The 17,648-nt window shown below is 56.2% G+C and carries 11 protein-coding genes and 1 other RNA gene; 9 read left to right on the top strand and 3 right to left on the bottom strand.

Features of this window, described 5'->3' with window-relative positions; all coding sequences use genetic code 11:
• Positions 1–39 precede the first annotated feature (39 nt).
• Together xdhB and xdhA are read right to left on the bottom strand one after the other, a co-directional pair.
• Positions 40–2,439, bottom strand: coding sequence for a xanthine dehydrogenase molybdopterin binding subunit (gene xdhB / locus ACIOU6_RS07740; protein WP_401135147.1), 2,400 nt, complete (start codon positions 2,437–2,439; stop codon positions 40–42).
• Positions 2,432–3,886: a xanthine dehydrogenase small subunit gene (xdhA, locus tag ACIOU6_RS07735; RefSeq protein WP_221732969.1), complete on the bottom strand. Its 1,455-nt coding sequence runs from the start codon at positions 3,884–3,886 to the stop codon at positions 2,432–2,434. The genes xdhB and xdhA overlap by 8 nt, the downstream gene beginning before the upstream one ends.
• A gap of 267 nt (positions 3,887–4,153) precedes the next feature.
• On the opposite strand from xdhA, the gene ACIOU6_RS07730 reads away from it, so the two are divergent.
• From ACIOU6_RS07730 to ffs, 6 genes are all read left to right on the top strand, one after another.
• Positions 4,154–4,813, top strand: a complete 660-nt coding sequence (locus tag ACIOU6_RS07730) for a GntR family transcriptional regulator (protein ID WP_221732968.1) — start codon at positions 4,154–4,156, stop codon at positions 4,811–4,813.
• Positions 4,814–4,815: 2 nt separating this feature from the next.
• Positions 4,816–8,304, top strand: coding sequence for a chromosome segregation protein SMC (smc, locus tag ACIOU6_RS07725; protein ID WP_401135143.1), 3,489 nt, complete (start codon positions 4,816–4,818; stop codon positions 8,302–8,304).
• 226 nt (positions 8,305–8,530) lie between these two features.
• Positions 8,531–9,391, top strand: coding sequence for a cell division protein ZipA (gene zipA / locus ACIOU6_RS07720; RefSeq protein ID WP_221732966.1), 861 nt, complete (start codon positions 8,531–8,533; stop codon positions 9,389–9,391).
• A gap of 87 nt (positions 9,392–9,478) precedes the next feature.
• Complete coding sequence (ligA, locus tag ACIOU6_RS07715; RefSeq protein ID WP_401135139.1) at positions 9,479–11,836, top strand: NAD-dependent DNA ligase LigA; 2,358 nt, start codon at positions 9,479–9,481, stop codon at positions 11,834–11,836.
• A 472-nt stretch (positions 11,837–12,308) separates the two neighbouring features.
• Positions 12,309–13,475 (top strand): putative zinc-binding metallopeptidase, encoded by a 1,167-nt coding sequence (locus tag ACIOU6_RS07710; protein WP_221732964.1) that lies wholly within the window; start codon positions 12,309–12,311, stop codon positions 13,473–13,475.
• Between the two features lie 111 nt (positions 13,476–13,586).
• Positions 13,587–13,683, top strand: an RNA gene (ffs, locus tag ACIOU6_RS07705) — signal recognition particle sRNA small type.
• An 89-nt stretch (positions 13,684–13,772) separates the two neighbouring features.
• Here the strand turns inward: ffs and ACIOU6_RS07700 are convergent.
• A complete protein-coding gene (locus ACIOU6_RS07700) occupies positions 13,773–14,042 on the bottom strand; it encodes a hypothetical protein (RefSeq protein WP_365069092.1) in 270 nt (89 codons plus the stop codon).
• Between the two features lie 354 nt (positions 14,043–14,396).
• Here ACIOU6_RS07700 and ACIOU6_RS07695 point away from each other — a divergent pair, with 354 nt between their 5' ends.
• The 3 genes from ACIOU6_RS07695 to ACIOU6_RS07685 are packed head-to-tail and all read left to right on the top strand — an operon-like array spanning position 14,397 to position 17,575.
• Positions 14,397–14,681 carry a hypothetical protein gene (locus ACIOU6_RS07695; RefSeq protein WP_401135137.1) on the top strand — a complete coding sequence of 95 codons (285 nt, stop codon included), beginning with the start codon at positions 14,397–14,399 and terminating at the stop codon, positions 14,679–14,681.
• Between the two features lie 60 nt (positions 14,682–14,741).
• Entirely contained in the window at positions 14,742–16,415 is a 1,674-nt protein-coding gene (locus ACIOU6_RS07690) for an ABC transporter ATP-binding protein (RefSeq protein WP_401135134.1), read from the top strand.
• Positions 16,416–16,417: 2 nt separating this feature from the next.
• Positions 16,418–17,575, top strand: a complete 1,158-nt coding sequence (locus tag ACIOU6_RS07685; protein ID WP_221732960.1) for an AAA family ATPase — start codon at positions 16,418–16,420, stop codon at positions 17,573–17,575.
• The last annotated feature ends 73 nt before the right edge of the window (positions 17,576–17,648 follow it).

Here is a 17,648-nt window from a genome sequence, read left to right as displayed (position 1 = left end):
CTGTGGGAGCGGGCTTGCTCGCGAATGGCGCGCCTCGGTCTAGAGCGAAGCCAACTCGGTCTCTGTTTCTACCGCTTTCACGGCTTTCAACCGCCGCATCTGCTCACACCCCCACAGCACCCGCTCAGGGGTCGCCGGTGCATCGACTTTCGGTTGATGCTTGTAGTCGCCGAGGCTCGCCACCGCATCCTTGATCGCGCACCACGCCGCAATCCCGAGCATGAACGGCGGCTCGCCCACAGCCTTGGAGTGGAACACCGTGTCTTCCGGGTTTTTACGGTTCTCCACCAGTTTTACCCGCAGGTCCAGCGGCATGTCCGCCACGGCCGGGATCTTGTAGCTGGCCGGGCCGTTGGTCATCAGCTTGCCTTTGTTGTTCCAGACCAGTTCTTCCATGGTCAGCCAGCCCATGCCCTGGACGAAACCGCCTTCCACCTGACCAATGTCGATGGACGGGTTCAGCGAGGCGCCGACGTCGTGGAGGATGTCGGTGCGCAGCATCTTGTACTCGCCGGTCAAGGTGTCGACGATCACTTCGCAGCACGCCGCGCCGAAGGCGAAGTAGTAGAACGGACGGCCACGGGCCTGACTGCGGTCGTAGTAGATTTTCGGGGTCTTGTAGAACCCGGTGCTCGACAGCGAGACCTGATTGAAATACGCCTGCTGGATCAGCGCTTCGAAGGTCAGGATGTGGTCGCGAACACGCACATGGCCGTTGTGGAATTCGACGTCTTCTTCGCTGACCTTGTATTGGCGCGCGGCGAATTCGATCAAGCGTCGCTTGATGATCTCGGCGGCGTTCTGTGCGGCTTTACCGTTGAGGTCGGCACCGCTGGAGGCCGCAGTCGGCGAGGTGTTCGGCACCTTGTCGGTATTGGTCGCAGTGATCTGCACGCGGTCGATTTCGACCTGGAATACTTCGGCCACGACTTGCGCAACTTTGGTGTTCAAACCCTGACCCATCTCCGTGCCGCCGTGGTTCAGGTGGATGCTGCCGTCGGTGTAGATGTGGATCAACGCACCGGCCTGGTTCAGGAAGCTGGCGGTGAAGGAAATACCGAATTTCACCGGGGTCAGCGCCAGGCCTTTTTTCAGGATCGGGCTGTTGGCGTTGTAGCGACGGATCGCTTCGCGGCGTTCGGCGTACTGGCTGCTTTCTTCCAGTTCGGCGGTCATTTCTTCGAGCATGTTGTGCTCGACGGTCTGGTAGTAGTGCGTGACGTTGCGCTCGGTCTTGCCGTAGTAGTTGGCCTTGCGCACGGCCAGCGGATCGAGGTTCAAGTGACGGGCAATCGCATCCATCACTTCTTCGATGGCAACCATGCCTTGCGGGCCGCCGAAACCCCGGTACGCGGTGTTCGACGCGGTGTTGGTCTTGCAGCGGTGACCGTTGATGGTCGCGTCGCCCAGGTAGTAGGAGTTGTCCGAGTGGAACATCGCCCGGTCAACGATCGAGGCGGACAAGTCCGGCGAGCAGCCGCAATTGCCGGCCAGATCCATGTTGATCCCGTGCAGGCGCCCGGTGCTGTCGAAGCCGACGTCGTACTCGACGTAGAACGGGTGACGCTTGCCGGTCATCAACATGTCTTCGACTCGCGGCAGACGCATCTTGGTCGGCTGGCCGGTGAGGTGCGCGACCACCGCGCACAGGCATGCGGGGCTTGCTGCCTGAGTTTCCTTGCCACCGAAACCACCGCCCATGCGACGCATGTCGACGACGATCTTGTTCATCGACACGTCGAGCACTTCGGCGACCAGTTTTTGTACTTCGGTGGGGTTCTGCGTGGAGCAGTAGACGATCATGCCGCCGTCTTCGGTCGGCATTACCGAGGAGATCTGAGTCTCCAGATAAAAGTGTTCCTGGCCGCCGATGTGCAGCGTGCCTTGAATGCGGTGTTCGGCTGTCGCCAAAGCACCGGCCGAATCGCCGCGCTGGTGGGTGTGGCTGTCGAGCACGAAGTGGCGTTTGCGCAGGGCGTCGACCACGTCCAGCACCGGCTCCAGATCTTCGTATTCGATGATCGCGGCCATTGCCGCTTTGCGCGCGGTTTCCAGATCTTTCGCCGCCACGGCCAGCACCGGTTGACCGACGAACTGCACATCATCGATGGCCAACAACGGATCGCCCGGCATCAGCGGGCCAATGTCTTTCAGGCCCGGGACGTCTTCGTGGGTGATGGCGATGCGTACGCCTTCGAAGGCATAGCAAGGACTTGTATCAATGCTGATGATCTTCGCGTGGGCGCGGTCCGACAGGCGTGCGTACAGGTGCAACTGGTTGGGGAATTCCAGGCGATCATCAATGTACTGCGCTTCACCGGACACGTGCTTGGCGGCGCTGTCGTGTTTCACGCTACGACCGACACCGGTGGTCAGGTCTTTGGCGAACAGTTCAGCCAATTCAGCTTGGGTCTTCTCTACGGCGTGATGGTTAGACATAAGCGGTCACCCGAGTCTCGATGTGCGGTGTTTGCAGTTCGATGAAGTATTTGCGCAGCAGGTTCTGCGCGCTGAGCAGGCGATATTCCTTGCTGGCGCGGAAATCCGAGAGCGGGGTGAAGTCCTCGGCCAGCGCGGCGCAGGCGCGTTCGACCACGGCGTTGTTGAACGGCTGGCCGAGCAACACGGCTTCGCAATGGGCGGCGCGTTTCGGGATCGCCGCCATGCCGCCGAAGGCGACGCGTGCGTCAGTGATCACGCCGTTTTCGACGCGCAGGTTGAACGCGGCGCAGACGGCAGAGATGTCGTCGTCCAGACGTTTCGACACTTTATAGGCGCGGAACAGCTGCTCGGCGCTGGCACGCGGGACGATGATCTTCTCGATGAACTCGCTTTCCTGACGCGCCGTGACGCGGTAATCGATGAAGTAGTCCTCAAGATTCAACGTGCGCCGGGTTTCACCCTTGCACAGCACGATTTGCGCACCGAGGGCGATCAGCAGGGGCGGTGAGTCACCGATGGGCGAGGCGTTGCCGATGTTGCCGCCTAGGGTGCCTTGGTTGCGGATTTGCAGAGAGGCGAAGCGGTGCAGCAGTTCGCCGAAGTCCGGGTACTCGGCGTTCAATGTTTCGTAGCAGTCGGAGAGGGCAGCGGCGGCGCCGATTTCAATACGGTCGTCGAAGGTTTCGATGCGCTTCATTTCTGCGACATTGCCGACGTAGATCATCACCGGCAGGGTGCGGTGGAACTGCGTGACTTCCAGCGCCAGATCGGTGCCGCCAGCCAGCAGCCGGGCTTGCGGGTAGGCGTCGTAGAGGTCGGCCAGATCGGACACAGTCAGCGGCACCAGGCAGCGCTTGTCGCCGCTGTTGAGCTCGCCGATATCGGTGGGGGCAATGGCTTTGAGGCGGGCGATGGTCTCGGCTTCGCGGGCATCGAACTGGTCCGGTTGCTTGCCACAGCACGATTGCTCGGCAGCGGCGAGGATCGGCCGATAGCCGGTGCAGCGGCAGAGGTTGCCGGCCAGTGCTTCGTGGGCTTTGGCATGATCCGGCGCATCGCTGTTCTTTTGCAGGGCGAACAGCGACATGACGAAACCGGGAGTGCAGAAACCGCACTGCGAGCCATGGCACTCGACCATGGCTTTCTGCACGCTGTGCAGTTCGCCTTGGTGCTTGAGGTCTTCGACGCTGATCAGTTGTTTGCCGTGTAGCGACGAAACGAACGTCAGGCACGAGTTGAGGCTGCGATAGCGAATGTGTTCGCGGCCAGCGTCATCCGTTTGCAACTCGCCGACCACCACGGTGCAGGCGCCGCAGTCACCGCTGGCACAACCTTCTTTGGTGCCGGATTTGCCGACGTGTTCACGCAGGTAATTGAGCACAGTCAGATTCGGGTCCAGGGCGTGCTCGCTACGGAGTTCCTGGTTAAGTAAAAACTGGATCACGGAAGGCCTCGCAGACTCATTATTGTTGTTAACCGACGTGAACCGAATTTAGCAGGTCTGACTTTTCGGTCAATGGTTTTCTGACTTAAAGGTCAGGAAAATGCGTTTTGTCGATCAGCAACGTGTCTATTCAGTATTGACCCTCATTGGATCCCCTGCTTTTTGCGGGATTCGTGCCAAAAACCGCTGAGTGGGCACTCCGCCATGACCGTGCATTTGCGCTACACTGCGCCGCTTGTGCAGATCGATAGAGTTTGAAGGACAACCATGACGTTCAAGGCGCCGGACAGCCTCGCCGAGCAAATCGCTCACCACCTCGCCGAACGCATCATTCGTGGCGAAATGAAGCCGGGAGAACGCATCCAGGAGCAGAAGGTCACGCTGGCACTCAATGTCAGCCGCGGATCCGTTCGCGAAGCCTTGCTGATCCTTGAGCGCCGCCACCTGATCGCGATCCTGCCGCGCCGTGGCGCGCACGTCACCGAGTTGACGGCGCACAAGGTGCAGAGCCTGTGCACGCTGATGAGCGAGCTGTATATCCTGCTCGGCAACTCGGTGGCCAATGGCTGGCAAGTCCAGGCCGACATGGCGCCGTTCGTGCAGATCCAGCAGCGCCTGACCGCCAGCTACGAGCGTCAGGACATCCGCACCTTCGTCGACGACAGTTTCGCCGTGATGCGCGCGGCCTATCCGTTTGCCAACAATCCATACCTGCAAGAAACCGTCGAGAACCTGCAACCGGCGATGAGCCGCGCGTACTTCCTCGCCCTCGAGCAGCGCAAGGCCGAGATGAGCGAGTTCCTCGAACTGTTCGAGCGCTTGCTGGCCGCCGTGCTTGCCCGTGATTTGCCGCAGATCCGCATCGTGCTGACGGCTTACGCCCAGCGCAGTTGCGATCTGGTGGTGTCTGCCCTGACGGTCGCCTAAGCGTGCGTCTCAAGTGCATCAAACTGGCGGGATTCAAATCCTTCGTCGACCCGACCACGGTGAACTTCCCCAGTAACATGGCGGCGGTCGTCGGGCCGAACGGTTGCGGCAAGTCGAACATCATCGACGCCGTACGCTGGGTGATGGGCGAAAGTTCGGCGAAAAACCTGCGTGGCGAGTCGATGACCGACGTCATCTTCAACGGCTCGACCAGTCGTAAACCGGTGAGTCAGGCGAGCATCGAGTTGGTGTTCGACAACTCCGACGGTACGCTGCTGGGCGAATACGCCGCTTACGCGGAGATTTCCATTCGCCGCAAAGTGACCCGCGACAGCCAGACGACTTATTACCTCAACGGCACCAAATGCCGTCGTCGCGACATCACCGATATCTTCCTCGGCACCGGCCTCGGCCCGCGCAGCTACTCGATCATCGAGCAGGGGATGATCTCCAAGCTGATCGAATCCAAGCCTGAAGACCTGCGCAACTTCATCGAAGAAGCGGCAGGTATCTCCAAGTACAAGGAGCGTCGGCGCGAGACCGAAAACCGCATCCGCCGCACCCACGAAAACCTTGCCCGCCTGACCGACCTGCGCGAAGAACTCGAGCGTCAACTCGAGCGCTTGCACCGCCAGGCCGAGGCCGCCAAGAAATATCAGGAATTCAAAGCCGAGGAGCGTCAGCTCAAGGCGCAACTGTCGGCCCTGCGCTGGCAGGATCTGAACGATCAGGTCGGCCAGCGCGAGTCGATCATTGGCACCCAGGAAATCAGCTTCGAAGCGCTGGTCGCCGAGCAACGTAACGCCGACGCCGCTATCGAACGCCTGCGCGACGGGCACCATGATCTGTCGGAGCGCTTCAATCTGGTGCAAGGGCGCTTCTATTCGGTCGGTGGCGACATCGCCCGCGTCGAGCAGAGCATCCAGCACGGCCAGCAACGTTTGCGTCAGTTGCAGGACGACTTGAAAGAAGCCGAGCGCGCTCGTCTGGAAACCGAATCGCACTTGGGCCACGACCGCACGTTGCTGCTGACCCTCGGCGAAGAGCTGGACATGCTCACCCCTGAGCAGGAAGTCACCAGCGCCGCCGCCGAAGAGGCTGCCGCCGCGCTGGAAGATTCCGAAACCGTGATGCACGGCTGGCAGGAGCAGTGGGACACCTTCAACCTGACCGCCGCTGAACCGCGCCGTCAGGCTGAAGTCCAGCAGTCGCGCATCCAGCAGCTGGAAACCAGCATGGAGCGTCTGGCCGATCGGCAAAAGCGCCTTGGCGAAGAGCGTGCGTTGCTCTCGGCCGATCCGGAAGACGCGGCGATCATGGAACTCAACGAGCAACTCGCCGAGTCCGAAGCGACGCTCGAAGATTTGCAAACCAGCGAAGAGGCTCAGGTCGAAAAGCTTGAGCAACTGCGCCAGGAGTTGCAGCAGGCGCTGACCGCGCAGCAACAGGCGCAGGGTGATTTGCAGCGCCTTAATGGTCGCTTGGCTTCTCTGGAAGCCTTGCAGCAAGCCGCGCTCGACCCGGGCACCGGCACCGCTGAATGGCTGAAGGAGCACAACCTGGCCGAACGTCCGCGTCTGGCCGAAGGCCTGAAGGTCGAGGCCGGTTGGGAGCTGGCGGTGGAAACCGTGCTCGGCGCCGATTTGCAGGCGGTACTGGTCGACGATTTCAACGGCTTTGATTTGTCCGGTTTTACGCAGGGCGATTTGCGCCTGCTCAGCCCTGGCAACGACGGCGTGCGCGTGGCTGGCAGCTTGCTGGACAAGGTCGAGGCACAGATTGATCTGTCGCCATGGCTCAGTCAGGTCAAACCGGTCGACAGTCTGGAACAGGCGTTGGCCCTGCGCGGCCAGTTGAGTGCCGGGCAGAGTCTGATCAGCCGCGATGGATACTGGGTCGGTCGGCATTTCCTGCGCGTGCGCCGTGCCAGCGAAGCCGAAAGCGGCATGCTCGCCCGTGGCCAGGAAATCGAGACGCTGCATCTCGAACGTGAAGAGCGTGAGGCCACGGTCGAGGCGATGGAAACCCGTTTGCAAACCCTGCGCGCGCAACAGCGTCAGCAGGAAAACGGTCGCGAACATTTGCGTCGCTTGCTGCAAGACGAAGCCCGTCAGCAAGGTGAATTGAAAGCCCAGTTGTCCGCCGGCAAAGCCAAGGCCGAACAACTGACGCTGCGCCGTACCCGTCTCGATGAAGAGCTGATAGAGCTCGGCGAGCAGCGTGAGCTCGAGCATGAGCAAGTAGGCGAAGCGCGCATGCAATTGCAGGACGCCCTCGACGCCATGGCGCTGGACACCGAGCAGCGCGAGTTGCTGCTGGCCCAGCGAGACAGCTTGCGCGAGCGCCTCGACCGCGTGCGTCAGGAAGCGCGGCAGCACAAGGATCACGCGCATCAACTGGCCGTGCGTCTCGGCTCGTTGCGCGCGCAGCATGACTCCACGCGCCAGGCGCTGGAGCGTCTGGAAATGCAGGCCGAGCGTCTGACCGAAAAGCGCGAACAGTTGAGTCTGAATCTGGAGGAGGGCGAGGCCCCTCTGGAAGAGCTGCGCCTGAAGCTCGAAGAGTTGCTCGACAAGCGCATGACCGTCGACGAAGAACTCAAGACAGCGCAAATCGCCCTGGAAGATGCCGACCGTGAATTGCGCGAAGCGGAAAAACGCCGGACGCAAGCCGAGCAGCAATCGCAGTTGATCCGTGGCCAGCTCGAACAGCAGCGCATGGAATGGCAAGCCCTGACCGTGCGCCGCAAGGCTTTGCAGGATCAACTGCTCGAAGATGGCTACGATCTCAATGGCGTGCTCGCGACATTAACGGCACAGGCCAGTGAACGCGAAGCCGAAGAGGAACTCGAACGGATCAATGCGCGGATACAGCGTCTGGGTGCGATCAACCTCGCGGCCATCGACGAATACACGCAACAATCCGAGCGTAAACGTTATCTGGATGCTCAGGATGCCGATCTGGTCGAGGCACTGGAAACGCTGGAAAACGTTATCCGCAAGATCGACAAGGAAACCCGAAACCGTTTCAAAGATACCTTTGATCAGATCAATGGCGGTTTACAGGCGCTTTTTCCAAAAGTTTTCGGTGGCGGGCGCGCGTATTTGGAACTGACGGGCGAAGATCTACTCGATACAGGGGTAACGATCATGGCGCAGCCGCCAGGAAAGAAGAACAGCACCATCCATTTGCTCTCCGGCGGGGAAAAAGCCCTGACCGCGCTGGCACTGGTTTTTGCGATCTTCAAATTGAACCCGGCGCCGTTCTGCATGCTCGATGAAGTTGATGCACCACTGGATGACGCTAACGTTGGACGCTACGCACGATTGGTTAAAGAGATGTCTCAGACCGTGCAGTTCATCTATATCACTCACAACAAGATCGCCATGGAAATGGCCGAGCAGTTGATGGGTGTGACGATGCATGAACCGGGTTGTTCGCGACTGGTAGCTGTGGATGTCGAGGAGGCGATGGCGATGGTGGACGCCTAGCGGCGCAGCGGCGAGTTGCAAGCTTCAAGCGGTAAGTGAAGCGGCTTGCAGCTTGGAGCTTAAAGCTTGTAGCTGCGAAGCCTTTGATCGTGCTAGTTTAATGTCAATTTTTCGTATACGTGGGCAAAACGCCTGTCAGAACATAGAGTTGGCGCCACGTTTTAAAGCGGTTTGCACAGTGTAAACCCCTTATTTTTCAGCATTTTTTATAGAGGCACGGGATTACATGGAAATCGGTCTGCGCGAGTGGCTGATCGTCATCGGCATCATTGTGATAGCCGGTATTCTTTTCGATGGCTGGCGCCGGATGCGCGGCGGCAAGGGAAAACTGAAATTCCGTCTTGATCGAAGTCTGTCCAATTTGCCGGACGAGGACACCAGCGCCGAGCTGTTGGGCCCGGCCCGCGTCCTGGACACCCACAAAGAGCCACAACTGGACGAGCATGATCTGCCGTCGGTGAGCATGCCGGCCCGCGAAGCACGCGAGCCTCGCGAATCCGGTTCCAAGCGTGGCAAGCGTGGCAGCAACGGTCCTGCCCAGGGCGACCTGAACCTTGACCTGGATCTGGACGGTGGCCCGAGCTTCAGCAGCCGTGAAGACTTTGCCAATGATGCCAAGGCTGCACCGGTGGCCAGTGACAAGGAACAACCGCAAGCCGAAGAAGTTCTGGTGATCAGCGTGATCTGCCGCGACGCTGCCGGTTTCAGAGGCCCAGCGCTGTTGCAGAATATTCTGGAAAGCGGTCTGCGTTTTGGTGAGATGGATATTTTCCATCGCCACGAAAGCATGGCTGGCAACGGCGAGGTGCTGTTCTCCATGGCCAATGCGGTCAAGCCGGGCATCTTTGATCTGGACGATATCGATCATTTCAGCACCCCGGCAGTGAGCTTTTTCCTCGGCCTGCCAGGTCCGCGTCATCCGAAGCAGGCCTTCGACGTGATGGTGGCCGCTGCCCGCAAGTTGTCCCAGGAACTGAACGGTGAACTCAAAGATGATCAGCGCAGCGTCCTGACCGCGCAGACCATCGAGCATTACCGTCAGCGCATCGTCGAGTTCGAGCGCCGCGCCCTGACCCATAAGCGTTGATTGAAAAGATTGCCTCGTTATACAGAGGCAATCGGCAAAATAGATTGAGCAGCCTCGGCTGCTCTTTTGCTTTATGAGAGAACACCCATGACCGCCGCCCAAAACCGCATTCTAGCGCTGCGCGCTGAGCTGGATCAGCACAACTACCGTTACCACGTCCTCGACGAGCCGAGCATTCCGGATGCCGAGTACGACCGGTTGTTCCACGAGCTCAAGGCTCTGGAAGCAGCCAACCCGGAGCTGATCACCAGCGACTCGCCGACCCAGCGTGTCGGCAGTGTGGCGCTGACCGCCTTTACTCAGGTGCGCCACGAAGTGCCGATGCTCAGCCTCGGTAACGCCTTCGAAGAAAACGATATGCGCGAGTTTGATCGCCGTGTCACTGAAGGTCTGGATCTGCCGGCCGGCGATCTGTTCGGCGGTGGTTCGGCGGTGGAGTACAGCTGCGAGCCGAAGCTCGATGGCCTGGCGGTCAGCCTGCTGTATCAGGACGGCGTGCTGGTTCGTGGCGCCACACGCGGTGACGGCACCACCGGCGAAGACATCAGCGTCAACGTGCGCACCGTGCGCAACATTCCCCTGAAGCTGCACGGCGAAGGCTGGCCGGCGACCCTGGAAGTGCGCGGTGAAGTGTTCATGTCCAAGGCCGGTTTCGAGCGCCTCAACGCCTCGCAACTGGACATCGGTGGCAAGACCTTCGCCAACCCGCGCAATGCGGCGGCGGGCAGTCTGCGTCAGCTGGATTCGAAGATCACCGTCAACCGTCCGTTGGAGTTCTGCTGCTACGGCATCGGCCAGGTGTCCCACGATATTTCCGACACCCACATCGGCAACCTCAAACAGTTGCAAAAGTGGGGCATGCCGATCAGTCACGAACTGAAACTGGCCAAAGGCATCGACGAGTGCCTCGATTACTACCGCGATATGGGTGAGCGACGCAGCTCGCTGACTTACGAAATCGACGGTGTGGTGTTCAAGGTCAACAGCATTGCCGATCAGCGTGAACTGGGCTTCCGCGCTCGCGAACCGCGTTGGGCGATTGCGCATAAATTCCCGGCCATGGAAGAACTCACCGAGTTGCTTGATGTGGAGTTTCAGGTCGGTCGCACCGGCGCGGTTACTCCGGTTGCGCGGTTGAAACCGGTCAAAGTCGCTGGCGTCACCGTGGCCAATGCCACGCTGCACAACATGGACGAAGTCGCGCGGCTGGGCCTGATGATCGGCGACACCGTGATCATCCGTCGTGCCGGTGACGTGATCCCGCAAGTGGTGCAAGTGGTCACCGAACGCCGTCCGGACAATGCACGACCTGTGGCGATTCCTGAGAGCTGTCCGGTGTGCGGCTCCCACGTCGAGCGCACGCAACTGATCAAGCGCAGCAAGGGCAAGGAAACCGTCAGCGAAGGCGCGGTGTATCGCTGCGTGGGGCGCCTGGCCTGTGGCGCGCAATTGAAGCAGGCGATCATCCACTTCGTCTCGCGTCGTGCGATGGACATTGAAGGCCTCGGCGACAAGAGCGTCGAGCAATTGGTCGATGAAGGTCTGGTCAGTTCGCCGGCCGATTTATACGCGCTGAAGTTTGATGACATCGTCGATCTTGAAGGCTTTGCCGAGGTGTCCAGTAACAAACTGCTCGCGGCCATCGAAGACAGCAAGAAGCCGGGGCTGGCGCGTTTCATCTATGCCCTTGGCATTCCCGATGTTGGTGAAGAAACGGCCAAGGTACTGGCGCGCTCGCTGGGTTCGCTGGAGCGCGTGCAACAGGCGTTGTCGCAAGTGCTGACGTATCTGCCGGATGTCGGCCTGGAAGTGGCGCACGAGATTCACAGCTTCTTTGAAGATGCGCACAACCAGCAGGTGATCAGCGAATTGCTCGGTCATGGCTTGCAGATTCAGGATCAGGGCGAACTGGGCGCCGAGTTTGCCGCCAGCACTACGCTGGGCGGCTTCCTCGACAAGCTGCACATTCCTTCGGTCGGCCCAGGCGGGGCGCAGAAACTGGCAGACAAGTTTGGCTCGCTCGACGCGGTAATGAGCGCCGACTGGCTGGACATGCGTCAGGCATTGGCAGAGAAACAGGCCAATTCGGTACGTGAGTTTTTTGCGCTGTCGCAGCATCGCCAACTGGCCGAGGAGGCCGAGAAGCAACTGCGTGATTTCGGCATGCACTGGCAGAGCGAGAAGAAGGTCGTCGAAGGTTTGCCGCTGTCCGGGCAGACTTGGGTGCTGACGGGCAAGGTCGAGTTGATGAGCCGCGATGTCGCCAAGGAACATCTGGAAAGCCTTGGGGCGAAGGTTGCCGGTTCTGTATCGGCGAAGACGCATTGCGTGGTGGCCGGCCCTGGCGCTGGCTCCAAGCTGACCAAGGCCAATGAGCTTGGGGTGAAGGTGATGGATGAGGAGGCATTTATCGCGTTCCTGAAGGGCTGCGGCCTCTCCGTCTGACCTCTCGTTCCCACGCATTGCGTCACTAGTGTCCGGTAAAAACTGAAGGGGGAGCTTGCTCCCCCTTGCTGTGCCTGCTTCCTGAGCAATAATCAGGTTTTTCAGACTCGATTTTCGCCTATGTTCAGCAGCACCCGATTTGCACAGATGCTTCAAGTTCTCCGAAAATGCCGTCCGTCTTCAGATATACAGCGCTTTGATCACGTACCTCTTGCTGCACCTTTATCAGCGCCGGTCAGGTGGCTCTGGGTCTATTTCCAGCTTCGTCATTCGGCTAGCCCACACGTTGTTCGAACGGCCATCAAACATCGAACATCTTGAACAACGAAGGCAGAAGCGAACGGAGCAGAAGGCAGCTCAAGGCTGCCTTCTGCTATGAAACAGGTTTTACCGGACACTAGTGACGCTCTGCGTGGGAACGATCTTTGGGCGGGAATGATCTAGTCTTGGCAAGCCCCAAGGAGAGATCGCCATGTACCGCTTTTTCGAGCAACTCAGTTCTCGTATCGTCGCGCCGTTCATGGGCGAATCTTCACGCAACAGCAAAGTCTGGCCGTGTCGCTGCGGTCAGTCACTGTTCTTTCGCAACAGTCAGTGCCTGGCTTGCAGCGCATTGCTCGGTTATCAGTCTGAACAAAGTCGCCTGACCTCGCTGCAACCGGGGCCGCAGGAAGGCTCCTGGACGCTGGATGCCGACCCCGAGGCGGGACTGTTCCGTCGTTGCGCCAATCTCGATACGCCTGCTGCATGCAACTGGCTGCTGCCGGACAACGGTCACGACCTCCTGTGCGTCGCCTGCAGCCTCAATCGCACGATTCCCGATCTTTCGGTTTCTGAAAACCCCGAACTGTGGCGCAAGGTGGAAACTGCCAAGCGCCGCCTGGTGGCACAGCTGATCACCCTCGGCTTGCAGGTCATCCCGAAAACGGTGAGTGAAGAAACCGGACTGGCCTTCGATTTCATCGGCGTCGACCTCGAAGGCAACTCGCCAATGACCGGCCACGCGAGCGGCCTGATCACCCTCGACATCAAAGAAGCCGACGACGCCCATCGCGAGCGGGTGAGGGCGCAAATGCATGAGCCGTATCGCACGCTGCTGGGGCATTTTCGCCACGAGGTTGGGCACTACTATTGGGATCGGCTGATCGCTAACGGTCCATGGCTCCAATCATTCCGCAACCTGTTTGGCGACGAGCGCGCCAGCTATGCCGAGGCACTTGACCACCACTATCAACAAGGCGCCCCGCTGGACTGGCCGCAGCATTACGTCAGTGCCTACGCGACCATGCACCCCTGGGAAGACTGGGCGGAAACCTGGGCGCATTACCTGCACATGATGGACGCAGTGGACACTGCGCTGGGTTTTGGCATGAGTGCGCGGGAAATGGACTTCGACTACCAGCCATTTGCGCCAAGCACTCTGTTCGAGCCTGAGCATCCTGGCGGCGGGGCGTTTCTGTCGTTCGTCAACGCCTGGATCGAACTGGCCGGCATGCTCAACGAATTGTCGCGCAGCATGGGCCAGCCGGACTTCTACCCGTTCGTGTTGCCGGCGGCGGCGATTGCCAAGCTGCACTTCATCCACCTGGTGATCCAGCAAGAGGGCGGCAGGGCTGATGAGGTGTTGCAAGCGCAATAGCAAGTGCTTGAACCTCTTCATGTTTTTAATCTGAAACCAACGGTTGTAACTTCGTCTCAGATAGGTACAATGGCGCGGCTCGCCGACAGGTGAGTGTCGTTATGGTGACCCCATCGGTCCCCCCGCAACGATTACCCGTGAACCTGGTCAGATCCGGAAGGAAGCAGCCACAGCGGGAACATTGTGTGCCGGGGTGTGGCTGGTGGGGTTACCACCTTAACGAATATCGAACGATTCAACAGAACTGCATGGGTGTCGCCCAGTGCGGTTTTTTTTTGCCTGTGATTTATGAATTCGTCATGCATCACCCCTGTGTGCGGGCTTGCCCGCGATGGCGTAGGCACATTCAACATTGATGCGACTGATATCCGCTATCGCGGGCAAGCCCGCTCCTACAGGGATTTCAGTGTTCTTCACGGATAACTCGCCGCGATAGATGCAGCCACGGGTGCAGGTTTCGTGGATGCGGATCCAGCCCGTGTGCGGATCGAGGTCGCCGCTTAGGTGAATCGCCACTTTGGGGACTTCGCTAAGGGGGGGATCGTTGCCGGCATCGCTCTGCGCCATAGGGCGTTCCTTGCTGGAATGAGAGAGAGGCGGGGAAGGTTGCAGAGTTCGAACCAAGTTTGAATAGCTATTTCCAATGCTTGAGAAATATATGAATTGATAGTTGTTGGATTAACAACTATTGGGGTGAGCTGTCATCTTGATGTTTTGTTCTGTCAATTTCTTGTATGAAAGAACTTTATATTTTTAATTGAGTCTGGATTGTTCCTATGGCCCCACTGGAATAGTCCTACAGGATATTAGTCCTGTTCCTGCTTCGAATTTATTGACCGTAAAGGTTTGATCCAATATATCTATAGTTCCAAATGATTCTCAATTTTTCAAAGCATTCTAATGGCAATACAAGGACGTAAGATGAGTATTCGTAGTGTCGATATTGAATCTATTAAAAATGTTATTCGGGCGGATGGCGTCATGATGAGTGCTGTCTTCGTAAAAATGTATGTAGATCCACTTCTTTTGCAAATTGAAAATACTCCCCCTGGAATGGAGCTTACAAGACCTGTACACACGGGGCCGGCGACAAGTAACTGTACTCAATGCTTCAGCAGGTGTTGCTATGCTTCCTACTCGCCAAAATCAATAAAAAAGTGGATTCTGTTATGGGCAAGTATCCCTGAAATCCCTGATGACAGGTGATCGATCCTTTCCCCTGTTACCTCATGAATTGTTCAAGCTTAACTTTCAGGAAGTATTCGAATGAAAGCCAAAGGGTTTGTCGATGCTTATAAGCTATTAAAGTTGTCCATGAAATCAAAGGATGCAGGTCGTTTGGCCTTATTGGTAACTCTGGTTTTCCTTGCCGCGATAGGGTTTGGGTTGTTGCCCATGTTTTTTCAACGGATGCTTGCGGTCGCTTCAAGTGATCATGAACAGTTCTTGATCTTTCTGGTTTTGGTGATTGGTGTTGTTTTTATATCTCAGGTGTTATCTCATTCGTCTGATGTGTTGATAATGATGTTTATTCAGAGGGTTAATATAAATCTCGGTGAGATGTTTATTAAGAAATCTATTGGTTTATCTGCGAATGAGAGTCTTGTACAAGGGCCGGCACACCTTGCGCAGGTGTTGCAATGTGCTTCTGCGAGTATGGATAATACTGTGCGCTCTTTATTGGTTGGTGTGCTGCCGTCCTTGGTTCAGATATTAGTATCATTTGTAGTGTTGCTGTTTTTTGAGGATTTTTTCGTAATGTTTATGATTTTTTTATATGTTTTTGTATATGCCATTCTTAGCGCTTCAGTGATAGGTCGTTTGTCAGAACTATTCAAAGCTGTGATATTGAAGGAAATGGGATGTTCTAAAACTGTCCATGGTATTGTTTCGAATATTGAGACGATACGTATTTATTTGGCTGAGGAGTTTCTACTGCGGTTTTTTCGCGAAGATCAAGAAGGGGTTTGCCAGTCTTGGTTGGATTTCTATAGGAAAAGTACTTCTCTGGAGGTGGTCAGGATAGTTATTTTTTCATTGGTTTTTTTTGTGGTTATTTATGAGTCCTCGTTAAGGTTGCTTTCCGGTGAGATAGGTGTTGGTCATTTCGTAATGGTTGCAGCCTATATGTTTCAGGTTTGTCAGCCGTACGACGCTCTTTTAAAAAGTGTTGGAAGCATGATCGAGTCACTAGGTGGGTTTGCACCATTACTAAAGCATTTTGACGCTTGCGAAATTCGGCGTGTTGATAAAGGTAATAAACTACCGAACGTTGGTCATGGTCTGGAGTTTTGTAACGTTGGGTTCTCTTACCCTAACCGACCTGTAGAAAAGGTGCTGTGTGATTTGTCAATTCGATTTGCTCCGGGTGAAGTCGTCGCGATCACTGGCCCGTCTGGCGTGGGTAAGTCAACTATTGTCAAATTGCTGATGCGACTCTACGTGCCCTCGTCGGGTTTAATTAAATATGGTGGTGTTGCGATAGGCGATTTGTCTGATCACGATTTTTATTCCAGGTTTTCTTTCGTATCCCAAGAGGTTGGTTTGTTCAACGGTACGCTGAGATTTAATCTAAAAGTTGCCGATCAGAATGCACCGGATGAGAGACTGGAAGCTGTTTTAAAGCTCGCTAATCTTGAGGTGTTCCTGAAAGGATTACCGTCCGGACTGGACACGGAAATTGGAGACAGAGGTTTAATGTTGTCGGGAGGAGAGCGCCAACGTCTTGCGCTGGCAAGAAGTTTTTTGCGGGATCATAAAGTGGTTGTTTTTGATGAGAGTACCGCGTTTCTTGATGAGGCGGCAGAGCGTACAGTCATATCAAATATAAAGAAATATAATACGTCTAACATTGTGATCATTGTTGCTCATCGGGAGTCGATATTAAAGCTGGCTGATCGAGTGGTCTCGTTTAATGGCGAATATTGTGTGGAGCTTTAGTGGTGAGAATTTTGTCTGTTTCAGTTAAAGGGTATCGCTCTATTGATGATGTGTTTATTAATCTTGACGGGTTGAACCTTTTTCATGGCGCTAATGGAGTTGGGAAGACAAATTTGTATAATGCACTAAAGCTCGTGCAGGCTGCCGCGACGGGGGAGTTCTCAAAGTTTATCGTTAGGGAAGGTGGCATGCAGTCGATCCTTTCTGAAAATTCAAAGCGCAGTGCCGAACGCTCAAAGATTATTCTCGAAGTGCGTTTTTCAACTTTTTCAGATAATGGCTATTACAGTTATAGAATTACAGCGGGCTTGGTGCCGCAAAAAAATGTTTTTGGAGAAAAAATTATATTGGGCGATGGCTTTGAGTTTGAACCACAAATTAAAGATGAAAAGTTGTCGTTTTACGATGGGCGAAAAATTCATATTCTGATGGTCAGAGAGAATAGTTTCTTGAAAGTGATGGATCGAGAAATGGCCATGCTGGACATGACTAATTCTATTCGACTATTTCCCTCGGCCACGGCATTAAACGCTCTCTCAGATGCGGAGCGTTTTCCCGAGGTATTGCGTATCAAACATGAAATAATGGGGTGGCGTTTTTATCATGGTTTCAGGACTGATATTGAGTCACCCCTCCGTAAGCCTTGCTACGCTGTTAGTGGTACCGTGCTTGATTCCTCTGGAGCAAATCTCGCTGCTGTTTTGGCGACGCAAAAATATATAGTTCAGGATCTTGATGTTATTGAAAAGCTGATTGCGGATACATTCGGTGGAGCAACTTTGGACATTTCAAAGCCTGAGCGTACCGTTTCGTTTGGTTTGCGTTTCGCTCACAGTAATCGGACAAGTAATGCGTGGGAGTTGTCTGACGGTACGTTGCAGTATATTTGCCTGGTCGTTGCGCTGACATCCGGTTCATTGCCTCCTTTTATTGTTTTGAACGAGCCTGATAACAGCCTTCATCCTGATATGCTCAGATCGTTGGCTGGTTTGATTAGCTCTGCCAGTAAGCGATCGCAGATTTGGGTTGTTACGCATTCACCGATATTGAAAGATATTCTAGAGGAGTCAGGGGCGTTCAAATCACGGCATGTTATCAAGCGGGGGCTTCATACATGGATTGAGGGACTGACTCTTAATGGTGATGTCAATGTTTTGTGAGTCAACCGCACGCTATGCCCGTTGAAGTCGAAGACTTGGTCCAGCAGCCAGTCCGTCATGGTCCTGTCCTCTT

This window comes from Pseudomonas sp. NPDC087615 (genome assembly GCF_044743445.1).
GTDB lineage: Bacteria > Pseudomonadota > Gammaproteobacteria > Pseudomonadales > Pseudomonadaceae > Aquipseudomonas > Aquipseudomonas baetica_A.
This window is presented reverse-complemented; position numbering and strand designations above follow the sequence as displayed.